The organism is Streptosporangium sp. NPDC020072 (assembly GCF_040631445.1).
GTDB lineage: Bacteria > Actinomycetota > Actinomycetes > Streptosporangiales > Streptosporangiaceae > Streptosporangium.
Window position 1 is genome coordinate 94,965 of record NZ_JBEYAB010000010.1, and the last position, 19,007, is coordinate 113,971.

The window sequence follows — 19,007 nt, forward strand, 5'->3', positions numbered from 1 at the left end:
GATCCGTTTGTAGTAGTGGTTGTTTGGGATGTAGTAGGTGTACTACATTCGAAAGCATGGATGCTGTGATTAGCGTTCGCGGGCTGCGAATGTCGTACGGCCGGAACGAGGTGCTGCGCGGGGTCGACCTTGAGGTGCGACGCGGGGAGACCGTCGCACTGCTCGGGCCGAACGGCGCGGGGAAGACGACCACCGTCGAGATCCTCGAAGGCTTCCGCCTCCCGTCGGCGGGCGAGGTCGAGGTCCTGGGCGTCGATCCCGCGCGGGGCGACGACGCCTGGCGGGCCAGGCTCGGCGTCGTCCTGCAGAACTGGCGGGACCACCCGCGCTGGCGGGTGGGCGAACTGCTCGGCCACGTCGCCGCGCACTACCCGGCGCCGTGGAACACCGGGGAGCTGCTCGACGCCCTCGGCCTGTCCGGGAAGGCCACCGCGAAGGTCGGCCAGCTCTCCGGCGGCCAGCGCCGCAGGCTCGACGTGGCGCTCGGCGTCGTCGGCAGGCCCGACCTGCTCTTCCTCGACGAGCCGACGACCGGCTTCGACCCCGAGGCGCGGCGCGAGTTCCACGACCTGGTCCGCGGGCTCGACACGACCATCCTGCTGACCACCCACGACCTGGCCGAGGCCGAACGGCTCGCGGACCGCATCGCGGTGCTGGTCGAGGGACGCGTCGCCGTCTCCGGCACCCCCGCCGAGCTGGCCGCCGCCGTACGGGCGCCGTCACGGGTGCGCTGGCAGGACGGGTGCGAGCTGACCGACGACCCGTCACGGCTGGCCTGGGAACTCCACCAGAGGTACGGCGGGCCCGTCCCCGACCTGGAGATCCGGCGGCCGACGCTGGAGGAGAGCTACCTGAGCCTGATCGATCGGAGCGCGGCATGAACGGCACACTGGGCCTCGGGATCCGCCGAGGACTGATCGAGCAGAGCACCCTCCTGCGGGACAGGAAGGAGGTGACCGGCCAGCTCGCCGGCGGGGTCGGCGTCTTCCTGCTGCTCACGCTGTGGATAGGCGGCAACCCGGCCGGTGGCGGAGTCGACATGGCCACGTTCATGGCGGTCGGGTTCACGGCGTTCATGGTGTTCTCCACCGGGGTGACGACGCTGCCGATGCTGATCGCGGCCGACCGGGAGGAGGGCGCGCTGCTCCGGCTGCGGGCGCTGCCGCGCGGCATCCCGGTCTACGTGACGGGACGCGCCGTCTCGGTGCTGTGCCAGATCCTGACGCAGGCGACGCTGATGCTGCTGGCGGGCGTGCTCGTCGCGGGCGTCCGGCCCCCCGCGACCCCGCAGGCGTGGCTGATCTTCGGCTGGGCGCTCGTGCTCGGGGCGCTCTCCGTGGTGCCCGTCGGGGCCGCGCTCGGCGCGATGCTGTCCAACCCCAAGAGCGCGGCGCTGGTGCTCGGGCTGCCGTCCATGCTGCTGATGCTGATCTCCGGGGTGATGCTCCCGCTGCGGATGCTGCCCGAGGTGGTCGGCCGGGTCGCCCAGGCCTTCCCGCTCTACTGGCAGGGACACGCCCTGCGGGCCGCGTTCCTGCCGCCGGGCGCCGCGGCGGCCGAACTCGGCGGCGCCTGGCAGCTCGGGACCGCCGCGACGGTGATGGGACTCTGGGCGATCGCCGGTATGGTTCTGGCACCCTGGCTGCTGCGCAAGGTCACCCGCGGGGCGTCCGGGACCCGGCAGGCCGAGCGGCGGATATGAGGCTCCCGAATGTCCAGCGAGATCGTCTACAACCGCATCTCGATGCTGCGCGCCGAACGCGGGATCTCCCGCAAGGACCTGGCGACGGCCCTGGGCGTGCACTACCAGACGGTCGGCTACCTGGAACGCGGCGAGTACAGCCCCAGCCTGTTCCTCGCGCTGCGGATCGCCGAGTACTTCGAGGTGCCGGTGGAGGTCGTGTTCTCACTGACCCCCTTCGCCCGGCTGGGCAGCGGGGGCGGGACATGAGGAAGGAGAGACCGATGCGTCGCTGGATCGACCGTCGCGTCCGCGAACGTGTGGCCCTCATCGAGAACAGCCCGGCCCGCCGTGTCTGGACGGGCAGGCGCAACCGCAGGCGGCTCGTGACCGCCGGGGGCGCGGCCCTGCTGGTGCTCTGGGCGGGCCTGGTGGTCATCGTCAGGCTCGCGCCGAGCGACCTGGCCCGCAACGTCTACCTGTCCATGTTCGCGCTCGCCGTGGCCGTCCTGGTCCCGGTGTACGGCTGGCTCACCCTCGCCACCAAGGGCGTCACCACCATCCCCGCCGAGTATCTCGACGAACGGCAGCGTGGCGAACAGCAGCGGGCCTACACGGGCGCGCACACCCTCACCACGGTCGTGCTGGCCGTACTGGTGGTCCTGGCCGGCCTGTGGAGCACGGGGGGCCGGCTGACCCTGGACGTGCCGACCGCCCTGCTGCTGCCCCTGGCCCTGACCCTGCTCGCCACCCACTACACCCTGCCCCTCCTCCTGGAGGGCTGGCGGCTGCCCGACCCGCCCCCCGACGAGGACGACTGACCGATCGGCTGTGAGCCCTCTCAGCCCGGCTCAGCTTCGCCACAGGACCACCTGTGTAGGTTCCGGAGCCGAACGGGGGTTGGCTCATGACTGACATCGCACATCCATCGTCACCCGATCGGCGGTTGGCGTGGACCGGATACGCGGCCTTCGGCTGGGCGGTGGCCTACGGGGGGTTCGGCCTGGTCACGGCGCTGACCGGAACCGCGATCTTCTACCGTGCCGCGCATCCGCTGCCGGTCGGCCTGAACTGGGCCGCCGTGACCGCCGCCGCCCTCGTGGCGGTGACGACGCTGGCCGCGGCGCGGCCCCGGGGCCCGCGGCTTCCCCGGAAGGTCGTTCTCGCCGCCCTGATCGGGCTGTGCGCGCTGGTCGGCGTGGCCGCGTTCGGCCTGCTGATGGACGCGATCACCTTCGTCTTCGGTCAGACCGTCGACAGCTGGACGGGGGCCGCCAACCGGGCGCTCGCCGGGCTCGGTGTGGTGCTGCTCGCCGCCACGGCCCTCTCCTACCGCTCCTCGACCTCCGGCGTCTGCCCGCGGTGCGGTGCCGTACACACCTCCTCGACCGTGTGGAACAGGCCGGAACCCACACCCGCTCCGCGGCGCGTCCGGGCGTCGGCCTACGTGGGCGCCGCGGCGTTCCTGCCCTACGCGGTCATGAAGACGACATGGGCGCTCGGCGGGACCTTCGCGGGGATCACCGGCGAGGAGATGGTGGCGATGCACGAGCGCAACGGCGCCTCGGAGCTGTGGCTCACCCTGGACCGCTGGGGCATCGACCCCACGGCGCTGCTGGCGGCGCTCGGAGTGTTCCTCCTCCTCGGTCTGGTGCGGCCCTGGGGCCAGGTGTTCCCCCGCTGGACGCTCGTCCTGCGGGGGAGGCGGGTGCCCCGCTGGCTGCCGCTCACCCCGGCACTGATCGGCGCCGCCACGCTCGCGCCCTACGGGGCGGCCGGAGTCGTCTACGCCACCCTCGGCACGGCGGGCGTGATCACCGTCTCCAGGGGAGACTTCTCCACCGTGGGCGACGCCCTCCTGGTGACCTGGTTCGGCCTGGGCGCCTTCGCCGCGTACGGCCTGGCCCTGGCCCTGGCCGCCTGGTCCTACTGGCGCCGCACCCGGCCGACCTGCGTGGGCTGAGCGTTCCCGATCTGCGGACCTTCGGCGATGAGTGGCGGACCCGCCTGCTCGTATGGGCAGGAGTAGGTGATCGAAGGCCTAAACAGTTTATTCGCGGCCGGTCGTGACCCGGATGGGGGCGGCGGATCAGCCGTAATCGATTTCATGGTTCTGCGCGATCTGGATTAGGGCGGCAGGGAGCTTTAATCCGTATAAGCATCAGTGGGATAAGACCGGAGCAGGAAACTCATGGGAGGAGGGTGGGGGATCTTAGCGCTCTGGACACTGCTCTTCGGCAGAGTTTTTGTGACGATGCAAATGCGCTGGAGCAAATGCATCGTGCCTGAGAGGTGGAGCCTCTGCCGTAGAGGCAGGGGCTCCAAAAGGGGTTTTTATTCGTGGAGAGATCACGCAGGAGGGAGGTCGAACCCTCCGTGCCTGATGGCTTCGGTGAAAGCGGTCCACTCTGCGGGTGTGAAGGTCAGCGCCGGTCCACCGCGATCCTTGCTGTCCCGGACGGCCACGAGTCCAGGAAGATTGGTGGCGACTTCCACGCACTGGCCGTTGCCCTGACTGCGACTGCTCACGCGCCATTCGGCGCCGGACAGGTCAAGATCCATCATGCCCTGCCCTCCTTCCAATTCTCTTGGGCTGTGGCCAATATGGAACGTGTTGCATCCGGGCCGGCGCCGACCGCCCGGAGATGCTCGAACAACATGCTGTAGTGCGAAATATCTTGCTCGCCCTCCAAGAATAGATCGCTTGAGCCGCCTTCCATATAGACGACGTCGTGACCTTCGCCGGGAAAATCAAGCAGTACGAAAGCGCCGTGCATTCCGGGATAGGCTCCGGCGCTTCGGGGGATCACCTGGATGGTGATGTTCGGCTCTTCGGCCGCCTCGCGCAGTTTGGCCAGTTGGTCATGCATCACCTGTCGACCACCGACCTCGCGAAGCAGGGCTGATTCGTCGATCACGGCCCACAGTTTGAGCGGAGTGGGGCGGTCGAGCAGACGTTGTCGCTGCAGTCGGGCGGCGACTCGGGTTTCCACCTCGTCGCGCGACACGTCGGGAACGGTTCCCTTGATCATGGCCCGTGCGTAACTTTCGGTCTGCAGCAGGCCGGGGACGGCCAGGATCTCGTAGTTCCTGACTCCTTCGGCTTCGGACTCAAACCCGATATAGATCGCGTATTGGCTTGGCAGAGATGTCGTCGGCTGGAGCTGGGCGTTGCGTGGCCAGATCGCCTCCGTCCGCACCCCCAGCGGGCACCGCCGCTATCGGGCGGGGGACGTCCGCGTCCTGCTCCAGGGATCGGAGAGCGGAACTCAGGACGGTTCGACCGCCGGACCGTCCACGGCGACCTGAGGGCGCGTCAGGCTCTCAGGCCGTTTCTGTGACGTCACGGCCGAAGAGGGCCAGCAGGCGGGTCTGGTCGTCGGCGTCGTCGGCCACGGCGCGCTCCGGCCCCAGCATGCCCGCCTCCCGGCCCTGCGGAGCGAAGAGCCTCGCCGTCTCCAGGGCCTGACGCGTGAGGCCGGGGTCAAGGACGACGTCCTGCCCGGTGGCCCGCGCCAGGTCCCAGGTGTGCACGAGCAGTTCCAGTGGATACTGTTCAAGCCACTGGCCCAGCGTCACCTCCAGGTCCAGGGCAAGTGGGATCCGGCGAGCCAGCGCCTCAGGCTCCAGCGCGGCCGTCATGTCGGCGCGTACGGCCCGCCACGTCGCCACCGGATCCGGGCCCGCGACCTCCCGCCAGTCGGGGTCGGCCTCGGGGAGCGCCTGGCCGACGGCACGGGCCTTGACCACCGACAGTCCGGCGATGACATGACCGGCCACATCGACGGCGCGCCAGCCCTCACACGGGGAGGGCGAGTCCCACCGGCCGGAAGGCACGGCGGCCAGCACCGTTTCGAACCCGTCAAGAGCGCGAACGAAACCCTCGGGAACCACGAACGGACCACCTTTCCTGGAAATCAGGCGACGAGCCAATGATGATCAAATTTCCAGCTATATGAGAGCTATATGAGTACGCCTTGGGCTGAGCGACATCGGGAAGGTGGGGAAATGACGACCGGGTGGTCTCGGGAGGAGGTCTTCGCGGCGCTCAGGGGGTGTCTGCTGCGGGTGAGGGTCTTGACGGAGGGGGCCTTCGTCGTCGATGTCGTCGCGGAGCCGTACGGCATGCTGGTGGTCTTCCGCTGGAGGAAGGACCCGAACACCTACGCCGTCGAGGTCGCCTTTCCCACGGAGCCGAGGAACTCCGTGATCGGCGAACCGATGACCTCACCGGACGAATGGGCGGCGGACGTCGGTTACCGCCTCGCGGAGGAACTCGCGACCGGGCTGGTCCGCCGGGGGCGCAGGACGGTCAGGGACGGTTATGTGGTGCTGGGCGTTCGCGACGCCCCGGACCCCTGGCCTGCGGGGTTCTATGTCAGTGATGTTCCGCTCATATCCCTGCGAAGGGGGTTCCGTCTCGCGCGGAGGCGGACGGTGGTTCCCGTCGCCGCGTCCGAGGCGGGCTCCTGGCTGGCCGAGGCGGGGATGGACGTGACCGTTCCCCGGAGGCTGGTCGCCGAGAACAGGCTCGTCTGCTGGTTGCAGGCCTACGCCGACAACGAGAGGGGAGAGCCTTTCGTCGGTCAGGCGGCGGCCTCCTGGGAGGACGCGCCGCGCACCACCGCCCGCCTGGAACTGGCGCACGTCCAGCCCGGCGTCCCCCCGCAGGTGCGTGCCGCGCTGGTGCGTGTCGTGATCCACGAGGCGGCCGAGGCGGGTGCCCTACGGGTGGTCACCGCGCTCGACGTTCCCGAACTCCACGAACTGGGGTTCCGGCCCCTGGACGGCGGCGGCCTCGCGCTTCACACCACCGTCGCCGAGCCGCCCTCCACGCCCGGAGGCTGACCCGGCCCACCGGGGAGGACGGCCGCCGAAAGACGGCCACCGGGGAGGACGGTCTGGGGAAGGCGGTCAGCGGCGGCGGATCTTCACCTCGCGCATGTCGACGGCCGAGACCGACAGGTCGCCGTGGCCGTACTCGCCGAGTCTGGCCTTGACGGCGGCCAGGGCCAGTTCGACGGCCTCGGCCTCGCCCTCCTCGTCGTCGACCGCGATGACGTAGCGGAAGCTGAACGGCCCGATGGCGGCGTCGTAGGCGAAGCCGCCCTCCCTGGTGAAGCCGTTGAGCAGCATGTCGCGGTCGGCCAGTCGCGCGGTCAGTTCGGCCCGCTGGTCGTCGGTGAGACCGATGAACCTGCCTCTGATGGTCACCCGGTAGTCGTGCATCAGTCCTTCTTTCGCGTGTCGAGTGCCGCCCAGGAGTCGAGGAGGAGGGCGACGGCGTCGGTCACCGTGCGGTCGTCGACGTCGTCGGGGGTGAGCAGCCTCTGTACGAGCAGGCCGTCCTCCAGGGCGTGGACGATCATGGAGAGCAGTTTCGGGTCCGCGGGCGGGCCCGCGTCCCGGCGGACGAGCTCCCGTCGTACCCCCTCGGCGATCGCGTCCCTGGCGAACAGCTCCCGCTGGGCGAGCAACGGGCGGATCTCCGGGTTGCGCAGGGCGTAGAGGAGGAGCTCAAGGCGTAGCGCCAGCCAGCTCTCCTGGTGCTCGGCGTGGTCGCGGTGCCAGGCGTACAGCAGGCTCGTCAGATGCTCGGACGAGGTGGCCCGGCCGCACATCTCGGCCAACTCCTCCCGTGCCCGTTCGGTGCGCCTGGTGAGCAGTGCGACGACCAGCTCGTGCTTGCCGTCGAAGTTGCCGTAGAAAGCCCCTCGGGTGTAGCCGGCCCGCTCGGCGATCTGTTCGATGGAGGTGCCGTTGACCCCGCGTTCCGCGAACAGCTCCGAGGCCGAGGCCAGTAACTTGCGCCTGGTCTCCTCACGGCTCTGCTCCCTTGACAACCGCATCCACATACCTCCGCGCTCAGATACAGGAGTGTATCTGAAAGTGATCAGTGCGGACGCGTGCCGCGGACCCGGACGGAACGTGCGATGTACCCGGGGTCGGATCACTCAATCCGCACAGCCGGGACGGTACGGCCGGCGGTGGTTTCGCCCGTGGTTTCGCCCGTGGAGGAGTGGAGGGCAAAGACCCGTCCACGGGACGGCACCGGGACGGGCGAGGTTTCCCCGGCGTCGGTGACGACTCACCGGTCAAGGGGCAGCAGATTCATATGGCACAGCACCATATGGCACACAACACGCGGATGACGGGCTGGATCGGCTGGATCTGGTTCGCGGGCGTGGTCATGATCGTGGACGGCTTCTTCAACGCCATCTCCGGTCTGTACGCGATCTTCAACAACGATCTCTACGTGCAGATCCGCGACAAGCTGCTGGTGCTCAACCTCACCGGATGGGGCTGGGTCCACCTCATACTCGGCATCCTGCTCGTGGCCGTCGGCATCACCCTGCTGATGGGTCAGGAGTGGGCGCGGATGGCGGCCGTCGTCCTCGTGGCGGTCAACGCCATCACCCAGATGGCCTGGCTCGCGGCCAATCCGTGGTGGTCCATCGTCGTCATCGCGGTCGACGTCGTCATCCTGTACGCGCTGATCGTGCACGGGCGTGAGGCCGCTGCCCTGCGGGACTGATCCTCTCGCCCGGCTCGGACGGCGGAGGCAGCGGCGCCTCCGAGGGACGGGTCCCGTCGAACAGGAGCGTCAGATATCTCCGGTGGCCGTCGAGACCCGTCGGGCCGATCGTGGCCAGGGTCATCACCACCATCGCCGCCAGGTCGCGGACCAGCAGGTCGGCGCGGACCAGTCCGCGCCGCTGGGCGTCGGCGAGCACGTCGCCCAGCGGCGCGCCGAACCGCTCGAACAGGGACTCGGTGAACGCGCCCGCCTCCCGTGCCGCGGTGAGCAGGGCGCGGTGCGCGGCCAACGTGTCCACTATGGCGCCCAGCGCCTCGGCGAGCCCCTGCCGAGGGTCGGCCGCCCGGCGGGCCGCCAGCGCGTGCGGCTCGACCTCCTCGGTGAAGTACGTCTCGAAGCAGGCTCTGATCACGCCGTCACGGTCGCCGAACCGCCGGTAGACGGTGGCGATCCCGACCCCGGCCCTGCGGGCGATCTCATCGAGGGGTACGGCGGTGCCCCCCTCCCGCAAGGCCGTGATCGCAGCCCTGACGATCCTGTCGGAGTTGCGCAGGGCATCGGCTCTGTGTCGTTGCTCTGGCACACACCGAACGCTAGCAGTCCGGATGCGGACGGTTACCAGGCGACCTGCAGGGAGGTCAGGCCGTACACCACGTGGAAGGTGCGGAAGTGCGCCTCGGGATCGACGACGCGCAGCCCGGGGAAGCGCCGAAGCAACGCGGGGAAGGCGACCCGCATCTCCATCCGCGCCAGCGGGGCCCCCAGACAGTGGTGTACGCCGTGTCCGAAGGCCATGTGGCCGTAGGCGCCCCTGGTGATGTCCAGCTGCCCGGGATCGGGCACGAACGCGGCGTCGCGGTTGGCCGCGGGCAGGGAGCACAGCACCAGCTCGCCCGGTTCGATGACCTGCCCCGCGACCTCGACCTTCGTCGTCGCCATCCTGAAGCCCCCGGAGTGGACGATGCTGAGCCAGCGCATCAGCTCCTCGATCGCCGCCTCGACACGCTCGGGCTCCTTCCTGAGCAGGTCGAGCTGGTCGGGGTGGCGCAGCAGGGCCAGCGTGCCGATGCCCAGCATGTTGGCGGTGGTCTCGTGCCCGGCCACCAGCAGCAGGCTGCCGATGCCGGCGAGTTCGTCGTCGCTCAGCTCGTCGCCGTGCTCGCGCACCAGCATGCCGAGCAGTTCCTCGCCCGGGTCCGACTTGACGTGGGCGACCAGCTCGGCCATGTACTGCCGCGACTCACGCTGGGCCGCGATCCGCTCCTCCGGTGCGAGGGACAGGTCAAGCAGCCTGCCGGTCCTGCGCTGGAAGTCCTCCCGATCGGCGTACGGCACGCCGAGCAGCTCGCAGATCACCAGCGAGGGGATCGGCAGCGCGAAGGAGGAGACCAGGTCGGCGGGGGATCCGGCCTTCTCCATCGCGTCCAGATGGTCCTCGACGATGCGCGTGATCCGGGGTTCGAGCCTGCGCATCCGGCGCAGCGTGAACTCCGGCGTCAGGATCCGGCGTATCCGGGTGTGCTCAGGAGGGTCGAAGGAGAGCAGGTTGCCCGCGCGCAACCTGGCCTTCTCCTCCTCGGTCCGGTACGGATCACCGGGCACGGGGTAGTGGCTCTGCCAGTCGTTGCTGAAGCGCTCGGCGTCACCGAGCACCGCCCGTACGTCGTCGTGGCGGGTGACCAGCCAGGCGTCGAAGCCCAGCGTCGTCGTGATCCGCCTTATGCCCTCCTCGTCCCGAAGTGCCTCCAGCTCGGGAGCGGGGTCGAACCCCGCCCGCCACATGTGCAGCGGCAGCGCAATGGACTCGGTCATGCGACCCCCCGGTTGACTTACCTTCCGGCCGTTCTGTTCCTTCCCAAAAACGATAGCAACCTATCGATTAGTGGCAAAGAATTACTCACCGGTTGTCAGTCCAAATTGGGATTTGTCTTGCTCTTCCCTGCGAAGGTGCAGGGATTTTGGGTACCGGTGCTTCCTTCCACATATGCCCGCTTGAGCAGGCAAGATGGTGGTTTGGTGGCGTTTCGGATGCTCTCTGGAGGCAAAATTGTCATGCCCGTTTCGCTCTCCGCCCGCGAAGTGCCGAACCGGAACGCGCCGATCGCCCCGCGCGGGGTTTGCCGCGAACCCGCTGCGTCACCGTGGCCCTTCGGGGCGTCCGCCCGCGTGCCGTCCGGCCCGGCACGCGGGCGACGAGCGCGGGCACCCCTCCCTCCCCGCTTCCGTTTATCGGACAAGCGGATGATGGGCGGTGTACGGCGGCGCGCTGTTCCTTGTCGCGCGTGATCGGATCGTGAAACGGGCCTGCAGGGGCCATGGATCGTCCTCGCCGGGGCGATTGGGGAACCTGATGCGTTCGTGTTGTCCCGGCGGAGCGTCGGCGACGTGAAAACCGGCCCTGTGGTGACCGCCGGGGTCGAGATTCAGTCGTCGGCACGGGGTTCCGCGGGGGCCGAGTCGGTGAGGATTCGCGGCGTCGCCGCCTTCGGCTCCGTGCTCCCGGCCTTTTCCCGCTTCAGGGGAATCCGGGAAAAGGCTCCGGTCCGGCGTCCCGTGATGCCGGACCGAACCCCGCTCCGGCGTGTCCACGACGAGAACGCATCGTCAACACGCGACTCCCCTCCGCTTATATAGCTTTTTATCATAACGGAGGGTTATATTTCCGTTTATGATCCCCTTTGGGGATTTATTCGGATGTTTTGGTCAGTCAAGAACCCCGATGCGGGCCACGTCGGTGATGAAACTGACCTTTGTTCCGCCGAGAGAGGCGGACACATGCCAGCAGCCAAGGTGGGGAAGCGGCAGTGAGATGGGCTGCACACCGGGCACCGGGTAGGGGCCGGGGCTCTCCCCCCGCACGGTCTCACCCGTCTTGACCGAGACGGCCTCGACCGTCAGCGCCTCGTCACGATCCCGCCACCACACCGTCTTGACGGCCACCGTCTCGCCGGAACGCTTGTAGGCGACGTCGGTCGTGTCCAGCAACGTCCACAGGCCGCCCACGCCGTACCAGTCGCCGGGGGTCAGCTGCTCCTGCCGGAACTGTTCGCCCACGTCCTGCGGCATGTCACCCCGGCTGCGCAGCTTGGTCACCGGGCACCCCTTGGTCTTCTTGCCGGGCACCCCGGGACCGACCGTCACGGCGGGCCGGGGAACGGGCGACGACGGCGCCGAGACCGACGCGGCCAGGGACGAAGGCGGCGAGGACGACGGCGCCGGAGCGGGGATCCGGGCGCTCACGGCGCTCTGGCCACAGGCGGAGACCGTCGCCAGCAGTACGAGGACGCCGGCGAACCGGCTCCCGCGCATCAAGTGAGCCGGGCGAGCTCGGGGGCCCCGGCGCTTCCTCCGGAGAATGAGGACTTTCGCCATGCGGTGGTGCTCAGGTCCATTCCTGTTTACCTTCCTCTGGCATGAGATGACACCGGTCCCCGCACCGTGAGGGGCGGGCCGGTGTCATCCGACGCGTCGTCCTGTGACCGATCAGGAAAAAACCCTAGACCAACCTGTCGAACTCACCGGTTTTGACGCCTTCGACGAACGTCCGCCATTCGGCGGCGGTGAAGAGAAGGCTGGGCCCGTCGGGGTTCTTGCTGTCACGCACCGCCGTGCCGCCTGTCAGACCGGCGACCTCGACACACTGCCCACCGTTTCCGCCGGAGAGTGAGGACTTTCGCCACACAGTGGTGCTCAGGTCCATTCCTTTTTCACTTCCTCGATCATGCGGAGGGATGCGTGCTCAGGATAGGCCCACAGTCGTATGGCTTCATAGCGTTTCCAGACGGAGGCGACGGTCTCGCGCTCGGAGGAAACCCGTCCATCTGCCGAAGAATCCACATGGACGATGTCGGGATCGCCGTTCGGAAGTTTTGCGATCATGAAAGCGCCGAGCATTCCCGGCAGGCATTCCGGGGCGACGAGCTGAAGGGAGACAGAGGGGTGTCTCACCGCGTCGAGCAGATGGTCGAGCTGCTCCCGCATCACCTCGGGGCCGCCGACCGGGCGCCGCAGCACACCCGTGTCCATGAGGACCAGCAGGGAGGGAGGGTTCCGTTGGTCGAGGATCTGCCGCCTGCGCATGCGGGCCTGGACGCGTTCGTCCACCTCGGTGGCGGTGATCCTCGGCTCCAGGCTGAAGATCCGCCGCGCGTAGGCCTCGGTCTGCAACAGCCCGGGAATCAGCAGGGGGTCCCAGGAGTGCAGGGCCAGCGCATTGGGTTCGATCTCCTCAACCCAGCCCATGAACCACTTCGGGCCGCCCGGTCTGGCCACGATGCGCCGGTGCAGACCGACGAAATGCTGTCTTTCGGCCAGGTTGAAAATCTGGTCCAGCTTCTCCGCGTCCGCCCTCGACGGGGTACGGGTGGCCATCTCCAGCCTGCTGATCTGGGTCTGCGTGCATCCGAGACGGGCGGCGACGGCGGACTGGGACAGGTGCGCCGCCTCGCGCAGGCGCCGCATCTCCACGCCGAACCGCACACGAGGAGAACCGGGGTCGAGGGAGGGGACGTCACCCATCGTGACCCCTCCGGGACGCCGGTGACCCGGTTCCCGGTGTCGTCCCGGCATCGGGAGGGGAACGGAAACCAGACCGGGAAAACCAATCAACTGTCATTGTCCTGCCCACTCTGACCTGGGAATCCTTTTCACGGGAACTCTGACCTCGAAAGCAGTCCGACAAATAATCCATAACTCATGGTGAGGGGGACGGTACCAGGCGTTTTCGTGCCGGGGCACCGTCGGATGGAACAGACCGGTACGGCAATTTTTCACTTCTTGGGTGTGCTCATTCAAGCCATACTGTGTTTCTTTGCGCCGCCTGGCGGCGTCGCGGGCTTGGGCGCCCTGAGTCGGTGCTTTCCCTCGTCTCTTCGTCGCTTCGCTCCTGCGTTCCTCAGTCCAAGCACCGACGCGCCCAAGCCGGACACCCCTCACGCTTGGGGCCGGTAAGGCACAAGCAAACCCTTCACGCACGACACCGGAAAGCGCAGGTCGAACCCCTGGGCTTGGCATGGGGAAGGCGCAGGTCCTTGGCATCGGGTGGTGCGGGGCGAACCTCTCTGCGCGGTATCGGGAAGGGCGAAGACAAAGTCCTCACGGACGGTGCTCGGAAAAAGTGGGCCGAACCTTCACGCATGGTGCCGGAAAAGTCTGTTGAACTCTTCGTGTGCGGCGTGGGGAAAGCTCGGGCCTCCGGTTCGCGGTGGTGGGAAGGTACAGATCGAATCGGGTCAGATCGGTTTGCTCAGCCGTACGTCTTCTTCGGTGAAGCCCAGGGAGCGGTAGAAGGCGCGGGCGGGGAGGTTGGCGGCGCCGGTCTCCAGGGTCACGCGGTGCAGGCCGTGCGCGCGTGCCCATGACTCGGCCGCGGACATCAGGGTGCTTCCCACACCCGTGCGTTCGGCTTCGGGGGAGACGACGAGTTCGCCGACGTAGGCGTCCCGTGCGCCGGTGAAGTGCGTGCGGGTGGTGACCGTGACGAACCCCGCGACATGGCCGTCGTGAACCGCCACGAACGTTCCATGGTCGTCGTTGCCCGTCCGTTCCAGGGACCCGGTCACCCAGCCGAGTACGGCGGTGCCCACGGCGCCGGGGTCCCGCCAGGTCGCGACTCCCTCGGCCAGGCGGGGGGTCAGCGCGAGCACGGCGGCACGGTCTTCGGGGAGGTAGGGGCGAACGGTGATCATGGACGTGATTCTGGCACCGTACCGGGGGCTGAAAAAACAGCCGCGGCGCGCCGGGTTCGGGACATGTGGGGGTTGTCCGGAGCCCCGGCGAGCGGCGGGTCACACGTCGGCGAGGGGAGTCCGACGCCGAAGAGCCTCGAATGAGGGGGAACCCCTACGAAGGCTGGTAGAGCTGGATCTCGGCGTTCGGCGGCAGGCCGAACACCTTGCGGCCCTCGACCCGGTTCTCCTCGCTCAGCGCGGAGAAGTCGGAGTCGCTGATCTCCAGGGCCCGGGGCGCCCCTTCGGCGGAGAACATCTCCCGTACCGAGGAGCGCACCAGGTCCCCCTCAAGGGCCTCCTGGATGTCGATGACGCGGTAGGTCTCGCCGTTCGGTTCGACGGTCAGCAGTGACAGGTTCTTGTACTGGCTGCTGGCCAGGAGCTTCTGCCCGACCCGGGCGTACTCCTCGCACGAGGCGGCGATGCCGACGAGCTGCTGGCTCTCGCTCTTCTTCCGAACCTCGACGAGGTTCTCGTGACAGAACATCCTGGGCTTGAGTTCCGGCTTCAACGCGGCCAGCACCTGGGGCTTCTCCCGCTTGGGATCGGCCGTCTCCAGGTACCGGTCGATGGCCTCCATCAGGGAGGCGCGCGTCTTGTCGCCGACGACGACGACCGGCTCACGCGCGAGGCCCGTCGAGTCCGGCTCCTGTAACTGCCAGATCATCCAGCCTGCGACACCGACTACGAGCACGCCGCCGATGATGCCCGACGTGAGGGGGAGCGATTTCATCGGTAGATGATTGCCTATCCGCCACCCAGCGTCCATAGGCCGGGAGCGGGCCGTTCACCGGCCGTTCCCCGGAGGGGTTCACCACCGCAGCAGCCCGTCCTTCCAGCCGGACTCCTGAAGGGTCCTCTCCATGATCTGCCTGCGCCTGGGCGGGAAGGCGGTGGAGAAGCCCCTGCCGCACTCCAGGTCCTCAAGGGACGCCCTGATCTCCCTGTCCAGGTGCGGCGTGTCCACCTCGGGGAGCTTCTGGAGTTCGGTCCGGAAGCGCTTCCAGCCGTCGCGCTCGACCAGACTCGACGTGGGCCGCCCTGGTCCGCGGCCCGCCGACGACCAGGGACGCGTCCCGGCTCCGCGGTCTCCAGCAGGGTCGCGACCGGTTCGTCCCTGTGGGCATCCCTGTACGGACGGGGACAACCCAGCAGTAGCCGCCGGTAGCGTCGTTCCAGGAGCCCCACGCCCACCCCCGTCGGAGCGTGGGGACCCATGGCGGCGGTCATGAGAACGCCGGTCCGGGCATGGTTCGCCCGGTCACGATCTGAGCCGTCCTCCGCATGCGCGGAGCCTCCGCCGTCACCAGGGACTTTCCCTCGTCGGTGAGCCGGAGGTGTCTCCGCGGCCTGCCGTTGACGATCTCCTCGCGGTCCACGGCGATCAGCCGTTCGCCGTGAGCCGGTCCAGTGCGCCGTACAGCGTGCTGACCGGCAGCCTCACCCGGTTCTCCGACAGTTCAAGGGTCTGCTTGATGATCCCGTGTCCGTACAGCGGTCCGTCGAGCAGGCAGGCGAGGATGGAGTAGGTCGGCTCGCTGACCACCGGTGATCCTTTGACCATGAGAGAGACCATGCTTCGCCCGGCGAAGTATGGTCAGGCCCGGCCGGTCAGGCGGGAGACCGGGTGCCCCCGGGGAGTTTGGTGAGCAGGGCGCGCAGGGCGCGCAGCTCCTCCTCGCCGAGGTCGAGCAGCTCTGGGGGTGTCATGTGCATCCCCCTGGTCATCTCCTCCTTCGTCGTCACGCCCAGCGGGGTCAGGACCACGAGTCTGACGCGCCGGTCACCGGGGCGCGGACGCCGTTCGGCCATGTGGAGGCGTTCGAGCCGGTCCACGGTCCAGGTCGCGGTCGAGGCGTCGCAGCTCCACTCGGCTGCCAGTTCCTTCATGGTGCGGCCGGTCTCCCCGTCGAGGGAGTCCAGCGCCTTGGCCTCGGTGGGGGTCAGTCCGAGTCCGGTGAGCACGGCGTCCCTGCGGGGCCGAGTGTGCATGATGAATCCGAACATGCTGCGCCACACCTGCTCGGCGACGGTGGTCTTGTCACTGTCGTCTGCCATGTGCTGAGCATACTGAGGCGGCGACAGGTATTTAAGCGATCAAAATATTTGATAGCTCAGTTATTTTGACTTGTCCAAGATTTTCCGTGTACGGCACGCACACGGCACGGACAGGCCTGTCCGGCGCCCGTCCATGAAACCGGTCCGGCCGGTGTGACACGGGGAAAACCCCGAGATCAGCACCGTCGACACCCGGGTGCGACCGGCGAAGCGCGGGGGAAAGCCACCGGGTGGTGGCAGGATGTCCCGCATGTCAGATCGTCAGGTGACCTACGACGACGTGGTCGCCGCCCGCGAACTACTGGCCGATGTGGCCCTGCGAACCCCTCTGGTGCACTCGCACGTCCTCTCGGCGGCCATCGGCGGTCCCGTCCACCTCAAGTGCGAGAACCTCCAGCGTTCCGGATCGTTCAAGGTGCGCGGGGCCTACGTCAGGATCGCGGGCCTGACCGAGGAGGAGCGGGCCCGGGGCGTGGTCGCGGCCAGCGCGGGCAACCACGCCCAGGGTGTCGCGCTCGGCTCCGGTCTGGTCGGCACCTCCTCCACGGTCTACATGCCGCACGGCGCGCCCCTGCCCAAGGTCGCCGCGACCAACTCCTACGGCGCGCGGGTGGTCTTCTCGGGTGACACCGTGGACACCGCCCTGGCCAGCGCCGTCGAGCACGCCGAACGGACCGGGGCGGTGTTCATCCACCCCTTCGACCACCCGGACGTCATCGCCGGGCAGGGCACCATCGGGCTTGAGATCCTGGAACAGCTTCCCGAGACGGGCACGATCGTGGTCTCCCTGGGTGGTGGTGGGCTGGCCGCCGGGGTGGCGCTGGCCGTCAAGTCGCTGCGGCCCGGCGTGCGGATCATCGCGGTCCAGGCGGAGCGGGCCGCCGCCTACCCGGCCTCGCTGGCCAGGGGCGAGCCGGTCACGGTCCCGCCCGCCACGACCATGGCGGACGGCATCGCGGTCGGCCGCCCGGGAGAGCTGCCCTTCGAGCTGATCCACTATCTGGTGGACAGTGTCCTCACGGTCTCGGAGAGCGAGATATCCCAGGCGCTGCTGCTGTGCCTCGAACGCGCCAAGCAGGTCGTCGAGCCCGCGGGCGTGGCGGGGGTGGCCGCGATCCTGGCCCATCCGCACGTGTTCGAACCGCCCGTGGTCGCGGTGCTGTCCGGGGGCAACATCGACCCGCTGCTGCTGTCGAAGATCCTCAGGCGGGGGCTGGCGGCGGCCGGGCGCTATCTGACCCTGCGCGTCCCGCTGTCCGACCGCCCGGGGGAGTTGGCCGGCCTGCTGGCCGAACTGGCCGGCCTGGGCGCCAACGTGCTCGACATCGCGCACGAACGGATCGGCGTGCACCTGGGCGAGGCCGAGGTCCAGCTACAGCTGGAGACCAAGGGCCCCGCCCACTCGGACGAGGTGCTCGGGTCCCTGCGCCAGGACGGCTACCGGGTCATCTGCGACTGACCCCGGCCCGCCTACCAGGTGGTCGGCTTCCTCGGGGTGAACAGCCACGCGTCGAAGAGGTCGTCGAGCTGCTTTCCGGAGATCCGTTCGGACAGCGCGACGAACTCCGGGGTCGTGACGTAGCCGTACTTGTGCTCGGCGTTCCAGGTCTTCAGCACCCGGAAGAACGCCGGGTCGCCGATCCGCTGCCTGAGGGCGTGCAGCGTCATGGCACCCCGGGTGTAGACCGAGTCGTTGAACAGGTCGTCCGGCTTGGCGCGGCCCGGGGCGTACTTCCAGATGGCGGCACCGGAGTCGACCGCGTAGCGGTTGCGGAAGATCCGCTCGGCGCTGGCGTTGCCCTTGTGCTCGGACCAGAGCCACTCGGCGTAGGTGGCGAAGCCCTCGTTGAGCCACAGGTCCCGCCAGCGCCTGATGCTCATGCTGTCGCCGAACCACTGGTGGGCCAGCTCGTGGGCGATGACGTCGTCACCGGGGTTGAAACCGCCGTACATCGGCTTCGTCTGGTTCTCCAGGGCGTAACCCGCGGGGAAGTCGTCGATCACACCGCCGGTCGAGGAGAACGGATAGGGGCCGAACACCTTGCTCCAGTAGTCGGTGATCTTGGCCGACTGGTTGTAGAGCCGGTTGAGCGAGCCGCTGTAGCGCGGATCGACGGCCGCCACGTTCTTGGTGCCCAGAGCCGTCCTGCCCTCGCGCAGCTCGAACCTGCCCATCGTCACGGTGGCGAGGTAGCTCGCCATCGGGTGGCTCTCCCGCCAGTTGTAGGTCGTCTTCCCGTCCGAGGTGACCGGGCTGCCGACCTGCTCGCCGTTGGCCAGCGCGGTCACGCCCTCGGGGACGGTGATCTCGAAGTCGTAGCGCGCCTTGTCGGCGGGGTGGTCGTTGCCGGGGAACCAGGTCCGCGCGCCGTTGGGCTCGCAGGCGACGAACGCGCCGTCCGAGGTGGGGATGAACCCGTACGTCCCGAGGTTGGGGGAGTTGCGCACCGGCTTCGGCTCCCCGGCGTAGGTGACCTCGACGGTGAAGGCCGACCTGTCGGGAATCATCCTGGGCGGGGTCACGACGAGTTCGTCCCCGGAACGGGAGAAACGCGCGGGGGCGCCGTTCACGGTGACCTTGCCGACCGTGAAGCCGGACAGGTCGAGGTCGAACCTGGACAGGTTCTGGGTCGCCTTGGCCTGGATGCCCGCGACACCGGAGAGGTACTTCCGCTCCGGGTCGTAGTCGATCTTGAGTCGGTAGTGGCCGACGTCGTAGCCGCCGTTGCCGTCGTTGGGGAAGTCGGGATCGCCGATGCCGGCCGCTCCCGCCCTGCCCGCGTGCCGGGCCGCCACCCCGTCATCGGGCATGGAGCCGTCGGCGACGACCGTGGTGGAGCCGCTTTCCCCCTGCGACGCCGACCCGCAGGCGCCGATTGTCCCGATGAGCACCGCCGTCGCCACGACTGCGAGCCTGCCGGACGCCATGATCACAGATCCCCCTCCCGCGCCCGGTCGTGCCGGGCGTCCTGTCGCACACTACGCGAGCGAGACGGGGGAG

Annotated in this window: 24 protein-coding genes; 8 read left to right on the forward strand and 16 right to left on the reverse strand. The window is 68.6% G+C overall.

The features are described from left to right. Positions 1-56 precede the first annotated feature (56 nt). The 5 genes from ABZ470_RS24460 to ABZ470_RS24480 all read left to right on the forward strand — a co-directional run bounded on the left by ABZ470_RS24460 (position 57) and on the right by ABZ470_RS24480 (position 3,644). Complete coding sequence (locus ABZ470_RS24460; RefSeq protein ID WP_352013857.1) at positions 57-881, forward strand: ABC transporter ATP-binding protein; 825 nt, start codon at positions 57-59, stop codon at positions 879-881. Continuing rightward, entirely contained in the window at positions 878-1,702 is an 825-nt protein-coding gene (locus ABZ470_RS24465) for an ABC transporter permease (protein ID WP_362914066.1), read from the forward strand. Before ABZ470_RS24460 ends, ABZ470_RS24465 begins: the two co-directional genes overlap by 4 nt. Positions 1,703-1,711: 9 nt before the next feature. Then, complete coding sequence (locus ABZ470_RS24470) at positions 1,712-1,951, forward strand: helix-turn-helix transcriptional regulator (protein ID WP_352013855.1); 240 nt, start codon at positions 1,712-1,714, stop codon at positions 1,949-1,951. Positions 1,952-1,965: 14 nt separating this feature from the next. Then, positions 1,966-2,502 carry a hypothetical protein gene (locus ABZ470_RS24475; RefSeq protein WP_362914068.1) on the forward strand — a complete coding sequence of 179 codons (537 nt, stop codon included), beginning with the start codon at positions 1,966-1,968 and terminating at the stop codon, positions 2,500-2,502. 86 nt (positions 2,503-2,588) lie between these two features. After that, positions 2,589-3,644, forward strand: coding sequence for a hypothetical protein (locus ABZ470_RS24480; RefSeq protein ID WP_362914070.1), 1,056 nt, complete (start codon positions 2,589-2,591; stop codon positions 3,642-3,644). Positions 3,645-4,030: 386 nt separating this feature from the next. Here the strand turns inward: ABZ470_RS24480 and ABZ470_RS24485 are convergent, their stop codons facing one another. The 3 genes from ABZ470_RS24485 to ABZ470_RS24495 all read right to left on the reverse strand — a co-directional run bounded on the left by ABZ470_RS24485 (position 4,031) and on the right by ABZ470_RS24495 (position 5,575). Beyond that, positions 4,031-4,243 carry a DUF397 domain-containing protein gene (locus ABZ470_RS24485; protein WP_362914323.1) on the reverse strand — a complete coding sequence of 71 codons (213 nt, stop codon included), beginning with the start codon at positions 4,241-4,243 and terminating at the stop codon, positions 4,031-4,033. Then, positions 4,243-4,881 carry a DUF5753 domain-containing protein gene (locus ABZ470_RS24490; RefSeq protein WP_362914072.1) on the reverse strand — a complete coding sequence of 213 codons (639 nt, stop codon included), beginning with the start codon at positions 4,879-4,881 and terminating at the stop codon, positions 4,243-4,245. The genes ABZ470_RS24485 and ABZ470_RS24490 overlap by 1 nt, the downstream gene beginning before the upstream one ends. Before the next feature lie 124 nt (positions 4,882-5,005). Then, positions 5,006-5,575, reverse strand: a complete 570-nt coding sequence (locus ABZ470_RS24495; protein ID WP_362914074.1) for a TIGR03086 family metal-binding protein — start codon at positions 5,573-5,575, stop codon at positions 5,006-5,008. Positions 5,576-5,689: 114 nt separating this feature from the next. On the opposite strand from ABZ470_RS24495, the gene ABZ470_RS24500 reads away from it, so the two are divergent. Beyond that, positions 5,690-6,529 (forward strand): hypothetical protein, encoded by an 840-nt coding sequence (locus ABZ470_RS24500; protein WP_362914076.1) that lies wholly within the window; start codon positions 5,690-5,692, stop codon positions 6,527-6,529. 66 nt (positions 6,530-6,595) lie between these two features. Here ABZ470_RS24500 and ABZ470_RS24505 read toward each other — a convergent pair whose 3' ends face one another. Together ABZ470_RS24505 and ABZ470_RS24510 are read right to left on the reverse strand one after the other, a co-directional pair. Further along, a complete protein-coding gene (locus ABZ470_RS24505) occupies positions 6,596-6,910 on the reverse strand; it encodes a DUF6204 family protein (protein ID WP_352013851.1) in 315 nt (104 codons plus the stop codon). After that, on the reverse strand, positions 6,910-7,530 hold the full coding sequence (locus ABZ470_RS24510) for a helix-turn-helix domain-containing protein (protein ID WP_362914079.1): 621 nt from the start codon (positions 7,528-7,530) through the stop codon (positions 6,910-6,912). Before ABZ470_RS24510 ends, ABZ470_RS24505 begins: the two co-directional genes overlap by 1 nt. 281 nt (positions 7,531-7,811) lie before the next feature. Between ABZ470_RS24510 and ABZ470_RS24515 the strand changes: the two genes are divergently transcribed. Beyond that, positions 7,812-8,216: a hypothetical protein gene (locus ABZ470_RS24515; RefSeq protein ID WP_362776697.1), complete on the forward strand. Its 405-nt coding sequence runs from the start codon at positions 7,812-7,814 to the stop codon at positions 8,214-8,216. On the opposite strand, the gene ABZ470_RS24520 is transcribed toward ABZ470_RS24515, so the two are convergent. The 10 genes from ABZ470_RS24520 to ABZ470_RS24565 form a co-directional block, all read right to left on the reverse strand. After that, on the reverse strand, positions 8,161-8,802 hold the full coding sequence (locus tag ABZ470_RS24520; protein WP_362914081.1) for a helix-turn-helix domain-containing protein: 642 nt from the start codon (positions 8,800-8,802) through the stop codon (positions 8,161-8,163). The two genes, ABZ470_RS24515 and ABZ470_RS24520, sit on opposite strands and share 56 nt — an antisense overlap. 32 nt (positions 8,803-8,834) lie before the next feature. Next, complete coding sequence (locus ABZ470_RS24525) at positions 8,835-10,031, reverse strand: cytochrome P450 (RefSeq protein ID WP_352013847.1); 1,197 nt, start codon at positions 10,029-10,031, stop codon at positions 8,835-8,837. Between the two features lie 891 nt (positions 10,032-10,922). Then, entirely contained in the window at positions 10,923-11,528 is a 606-nt protein-coding gene (locus tag ABZ470_RS24530; protein ID WP_362914084.1) for a hypothetical protein, read from the reverse strand. Between the two features lie 187 nt (positions 11,529-11,715). After that, positions 11,716-11,919: a DUF397 domain-containing protein gene (locus ABZ470_RS24535; RefSeq protein ID WP_352013845.1), complete on the reverse strand. Its 204-nt coding sequence runs from the start codon at positions 11,917-11,919 to the stop codon at positions 11,716-11,718. Next, a complete protein-coding gene (locus ABZ470_RS24540; RefSeq protein WP_362914086.1) occupies positions 11,910-12,788 on the reverse strand; it encodes a helix-turn-helix transcriptional regulator in 879 nt (292 codons plus the stop codon). The genes ABZ470_RS24535 and ABZ470_RS24540 overlap by 10 nt, the downstream gene beginning before the upstream one ends. 662 nt (positions 12,789-13,450) lie before the next feature. After that, complete coding sequence (locus ABZ470_RS24545) at positions 13,451-13,906, reverse strand: GNAT family N-acetyltransferase (RefSeq protein ID WP_362914088.1); 456 nt, start codon at positions 13,904-13,906, stop codon at positions 13,451-13,453. Between the two features lie 154 nt (positions 13,907-14,060). Beyond that, on the reverse strand, positions 14,061-14,681 hold the full coding sequence (locus tag ABZ470_RS24550) for a hypothetical protein (protein ID WP_352013841.1): 621 nt from the start codon (positions 14,679-14,681) through the stop codon (positions 14,061-14,063). Between the two features lie 78 nt (positions 14,682-14,759). After that, a complete protein-coding gene (locus tag ABZ470_RS24555) occupies positions 14,760-14,915 on the reverse strand; it encodes a hypothetical protein (RefSeq protein ID WP_362914090.1) in 156 nt (51 codons plus the stop codon). 417 nt (positions 14,916-15,332) lie between these two features. After that, a complete protein-coding gene (locus tag ABZ470_RS24560; protein ID WP_362914092.1) occupies positions 15,333-15,512 on the reverse strand; it encodes a PadR family transcriptional regulator in 180 nt (59 codons plus the stop codon). Positions 15,513-15,559: 47 nt separating this feature from the next. Further along, complete coding sequence (locus ABZ470_RS24565) at positions 15,560-16,006, reverse strand: MarR family transcriptional regulator (protein ID WP_362914094.1); 447 nt, start codon at positions 16,004-16,006, stop codon at positions 15,560-15,562. A gap of 250 nt (positions 16,007-16,256) precedes the next feature. Between ABZ470_RS24565 and ilvA the strand changes: the two genes are divergently transcribed. Continuing rightward, on the forward strand, positions 16,257-17,465 hold the full coding sequence (gene ilvA, locus ABZ470_RS24570; RefSeq protein ID WP_352013837.1) for a threonine ammonia-lyase: 1,209 nt from the start codon (positions 16,257-16,259) through the stop codon (positions 17,463-17,465). 11 nt (positions 17,466-17,476) lie between these two features. Here the strand turns inward: ilvA and ABZ470_RS24575 are convergent, their stop codons facing one another. Beyond that, a complete protein-coding gene (locus ABZ470_RS24575; RefSeq protein WP_362914325.1) occupies positions 17,477-18,934 on the reverse strand; it encodes a M1 family metallopeptidase in 1,458 nt (485 codons plus the stop codon). Positions 18,935-19,007 lie beyond the last annotated feature (73 nt).

What these genes read in the sequence shown, in the direction of transcription:
- ABZ470_RS24460 (WP_352013857.1), top strand. Translation starts at nt 57, where the DNA reads ATGGATGCTGTGATTAGCGTTCGCGGGCTGCGAATGTCGTACGGCCGG.
- ABZ470_RS24465 (WP_362914066.1), top strand. Translation starts at nt 878, where the DNA reads ATGAACGGCACACTGGGCCTCGGGATCCGCCGAGGACTGATCGAGCAG.
- ABZ470_RS24470 (WP_352013855.1), top strand. Translation starts at nt 1,712, where the DNA reads ATGTCCAGCGAGATCGTCTACAACCGCATCTCGATGCTGCGCGCCGAA.
- ABZ470_RS24475 (WP_362914068.1), top strand. Translation starts at nt 1,966, where the DNA reads ATGCGTCGCTGGATCGACCGTCGCGTCCGCGAACGTGTGGCCCTCATC.
- ABZ470_RS24480 (WP_362914070.1), top strand. Translation starts at nt 2,589, where the DNA reads ATGACTGACATCGCACATCCATCGTCACCCGATCGGCGGTTGGCGTGG.
- ABZ470_RS24485 (WP_362914323.1), bottom strand. Translation starts at nt 4,243, where the DNA reads ATGGATCTTGACCTGTCCGGCGCCGAATGGCGCGTGAGCAGTCGCAGT.
- ABZ470_RS24500 (WP_362914076.1), top strand. Translation starts at nt 5,690, where the DNA reads ATGACGACCGGGTGGTCTCGGGAGGAGGTCTTCGCGGCGCTCAGGGGG.
- ABZ470_RS24505 (WP_352013851.1), bottom strand. Translation starts at nt 6,910, where the DNA reads ATGCACGACTACCGGGTGACCATCAGAGGCAGGTTCATCGGTCTCACC.
- ABZ470_RS24510 (WP_362914079.1), bottom strand. Translation starts at nt 7,530, where the DNA reads ATGCGGTTGTCAAGGGAGCAGAGCCGTGAGGAGACCAGGCGCAAGTTA.
- ABZ470_RS24515 (WP_362776697.1), top strand. Translation starts at nt 7,812, where the DNA reads ATGGCACACAACACGCGGATGACGGGCTGGATCGGCTGGATCTGGTTC.
- ABZ470_RS24525 (WP_352013847.1), bottom strand. Translation starts at nt 10,031, where the DNA reads ATGACCGAGTCCATTGCGCTGCCGCTGCACATGTGGCGGGCGGGGTTC.
- ABZ470_RS24530 (WP_362914084.1), bottom strand. Translation starts at nt 11,528, where the DNA reads ATGCGCGGGAGCCGGTTCGCCGGCGTCCTCGTACTGCTGGCGACGGTC.
- ABZ470_RS24535 (WP_352013845.1), bottom strand. Translation starts at nt 11,919, where the DNA reads ATGGACCTGAGCACCACTGTGTGGCGAAAGTCCTCACTCTCCGGCGGA.
- ABZ470_RS24540 (WP_362914086.1), bottom strand. Translation starts at nt 12,788, where the DNA reads ATGCCGGGACGACACCGGGAACCGGGTCACCGGCGTCCCGGAGGGGTC.
- ABZ470_RS24545 (WP_362914088.1), bottom strand. Translation starts at nt 13,906, where the DNA reads ATGATCACCGTTCGCCCCTACCTCCCCGAAGACCGTGCCGCCGTGCTC.
- ABZ470_RS24550 (WP_352013841.1), bottom strand. Translation starts at nt 14,681, where the DNA reads ATGAAATCGCTCCCCCTCACGTCGGGCATCATCGGCGGCGTGCTCGTA.
- ABZ470_RS24560 (WP_362914092.1), bottom strand. Translation starts at nt 15,512, where the DNA reads ATGGTCAAAGGATCACCGGTGGTCAGCGAGCCGACCTACTCCATCCTC.
- ABZ470_RS24565 (WP_362914094.1), bottom strand. Translation starts at nt 16,006, where the DNA reads ATGGCAGACGACAGTGACAAGACCACCGTCGCCGAGCAGGTGTGGCGC.
- ilvA (WP_352013837.1), top strand. Translation starts at nt 16,257, where the DNA reads ATGTCAGATCGTCAGGTGACCTACGACGACGTGGTCGCCGCCCGCGAA.
- ABZ470_RS24575 (WP_362914325.1), bottom strand. Translation starts at nt 18,934, where the DNA reads ATGGCGTCCGGCAGGCTCGCAGTCGTGGCGACGGCGGTGCTCATCGGG.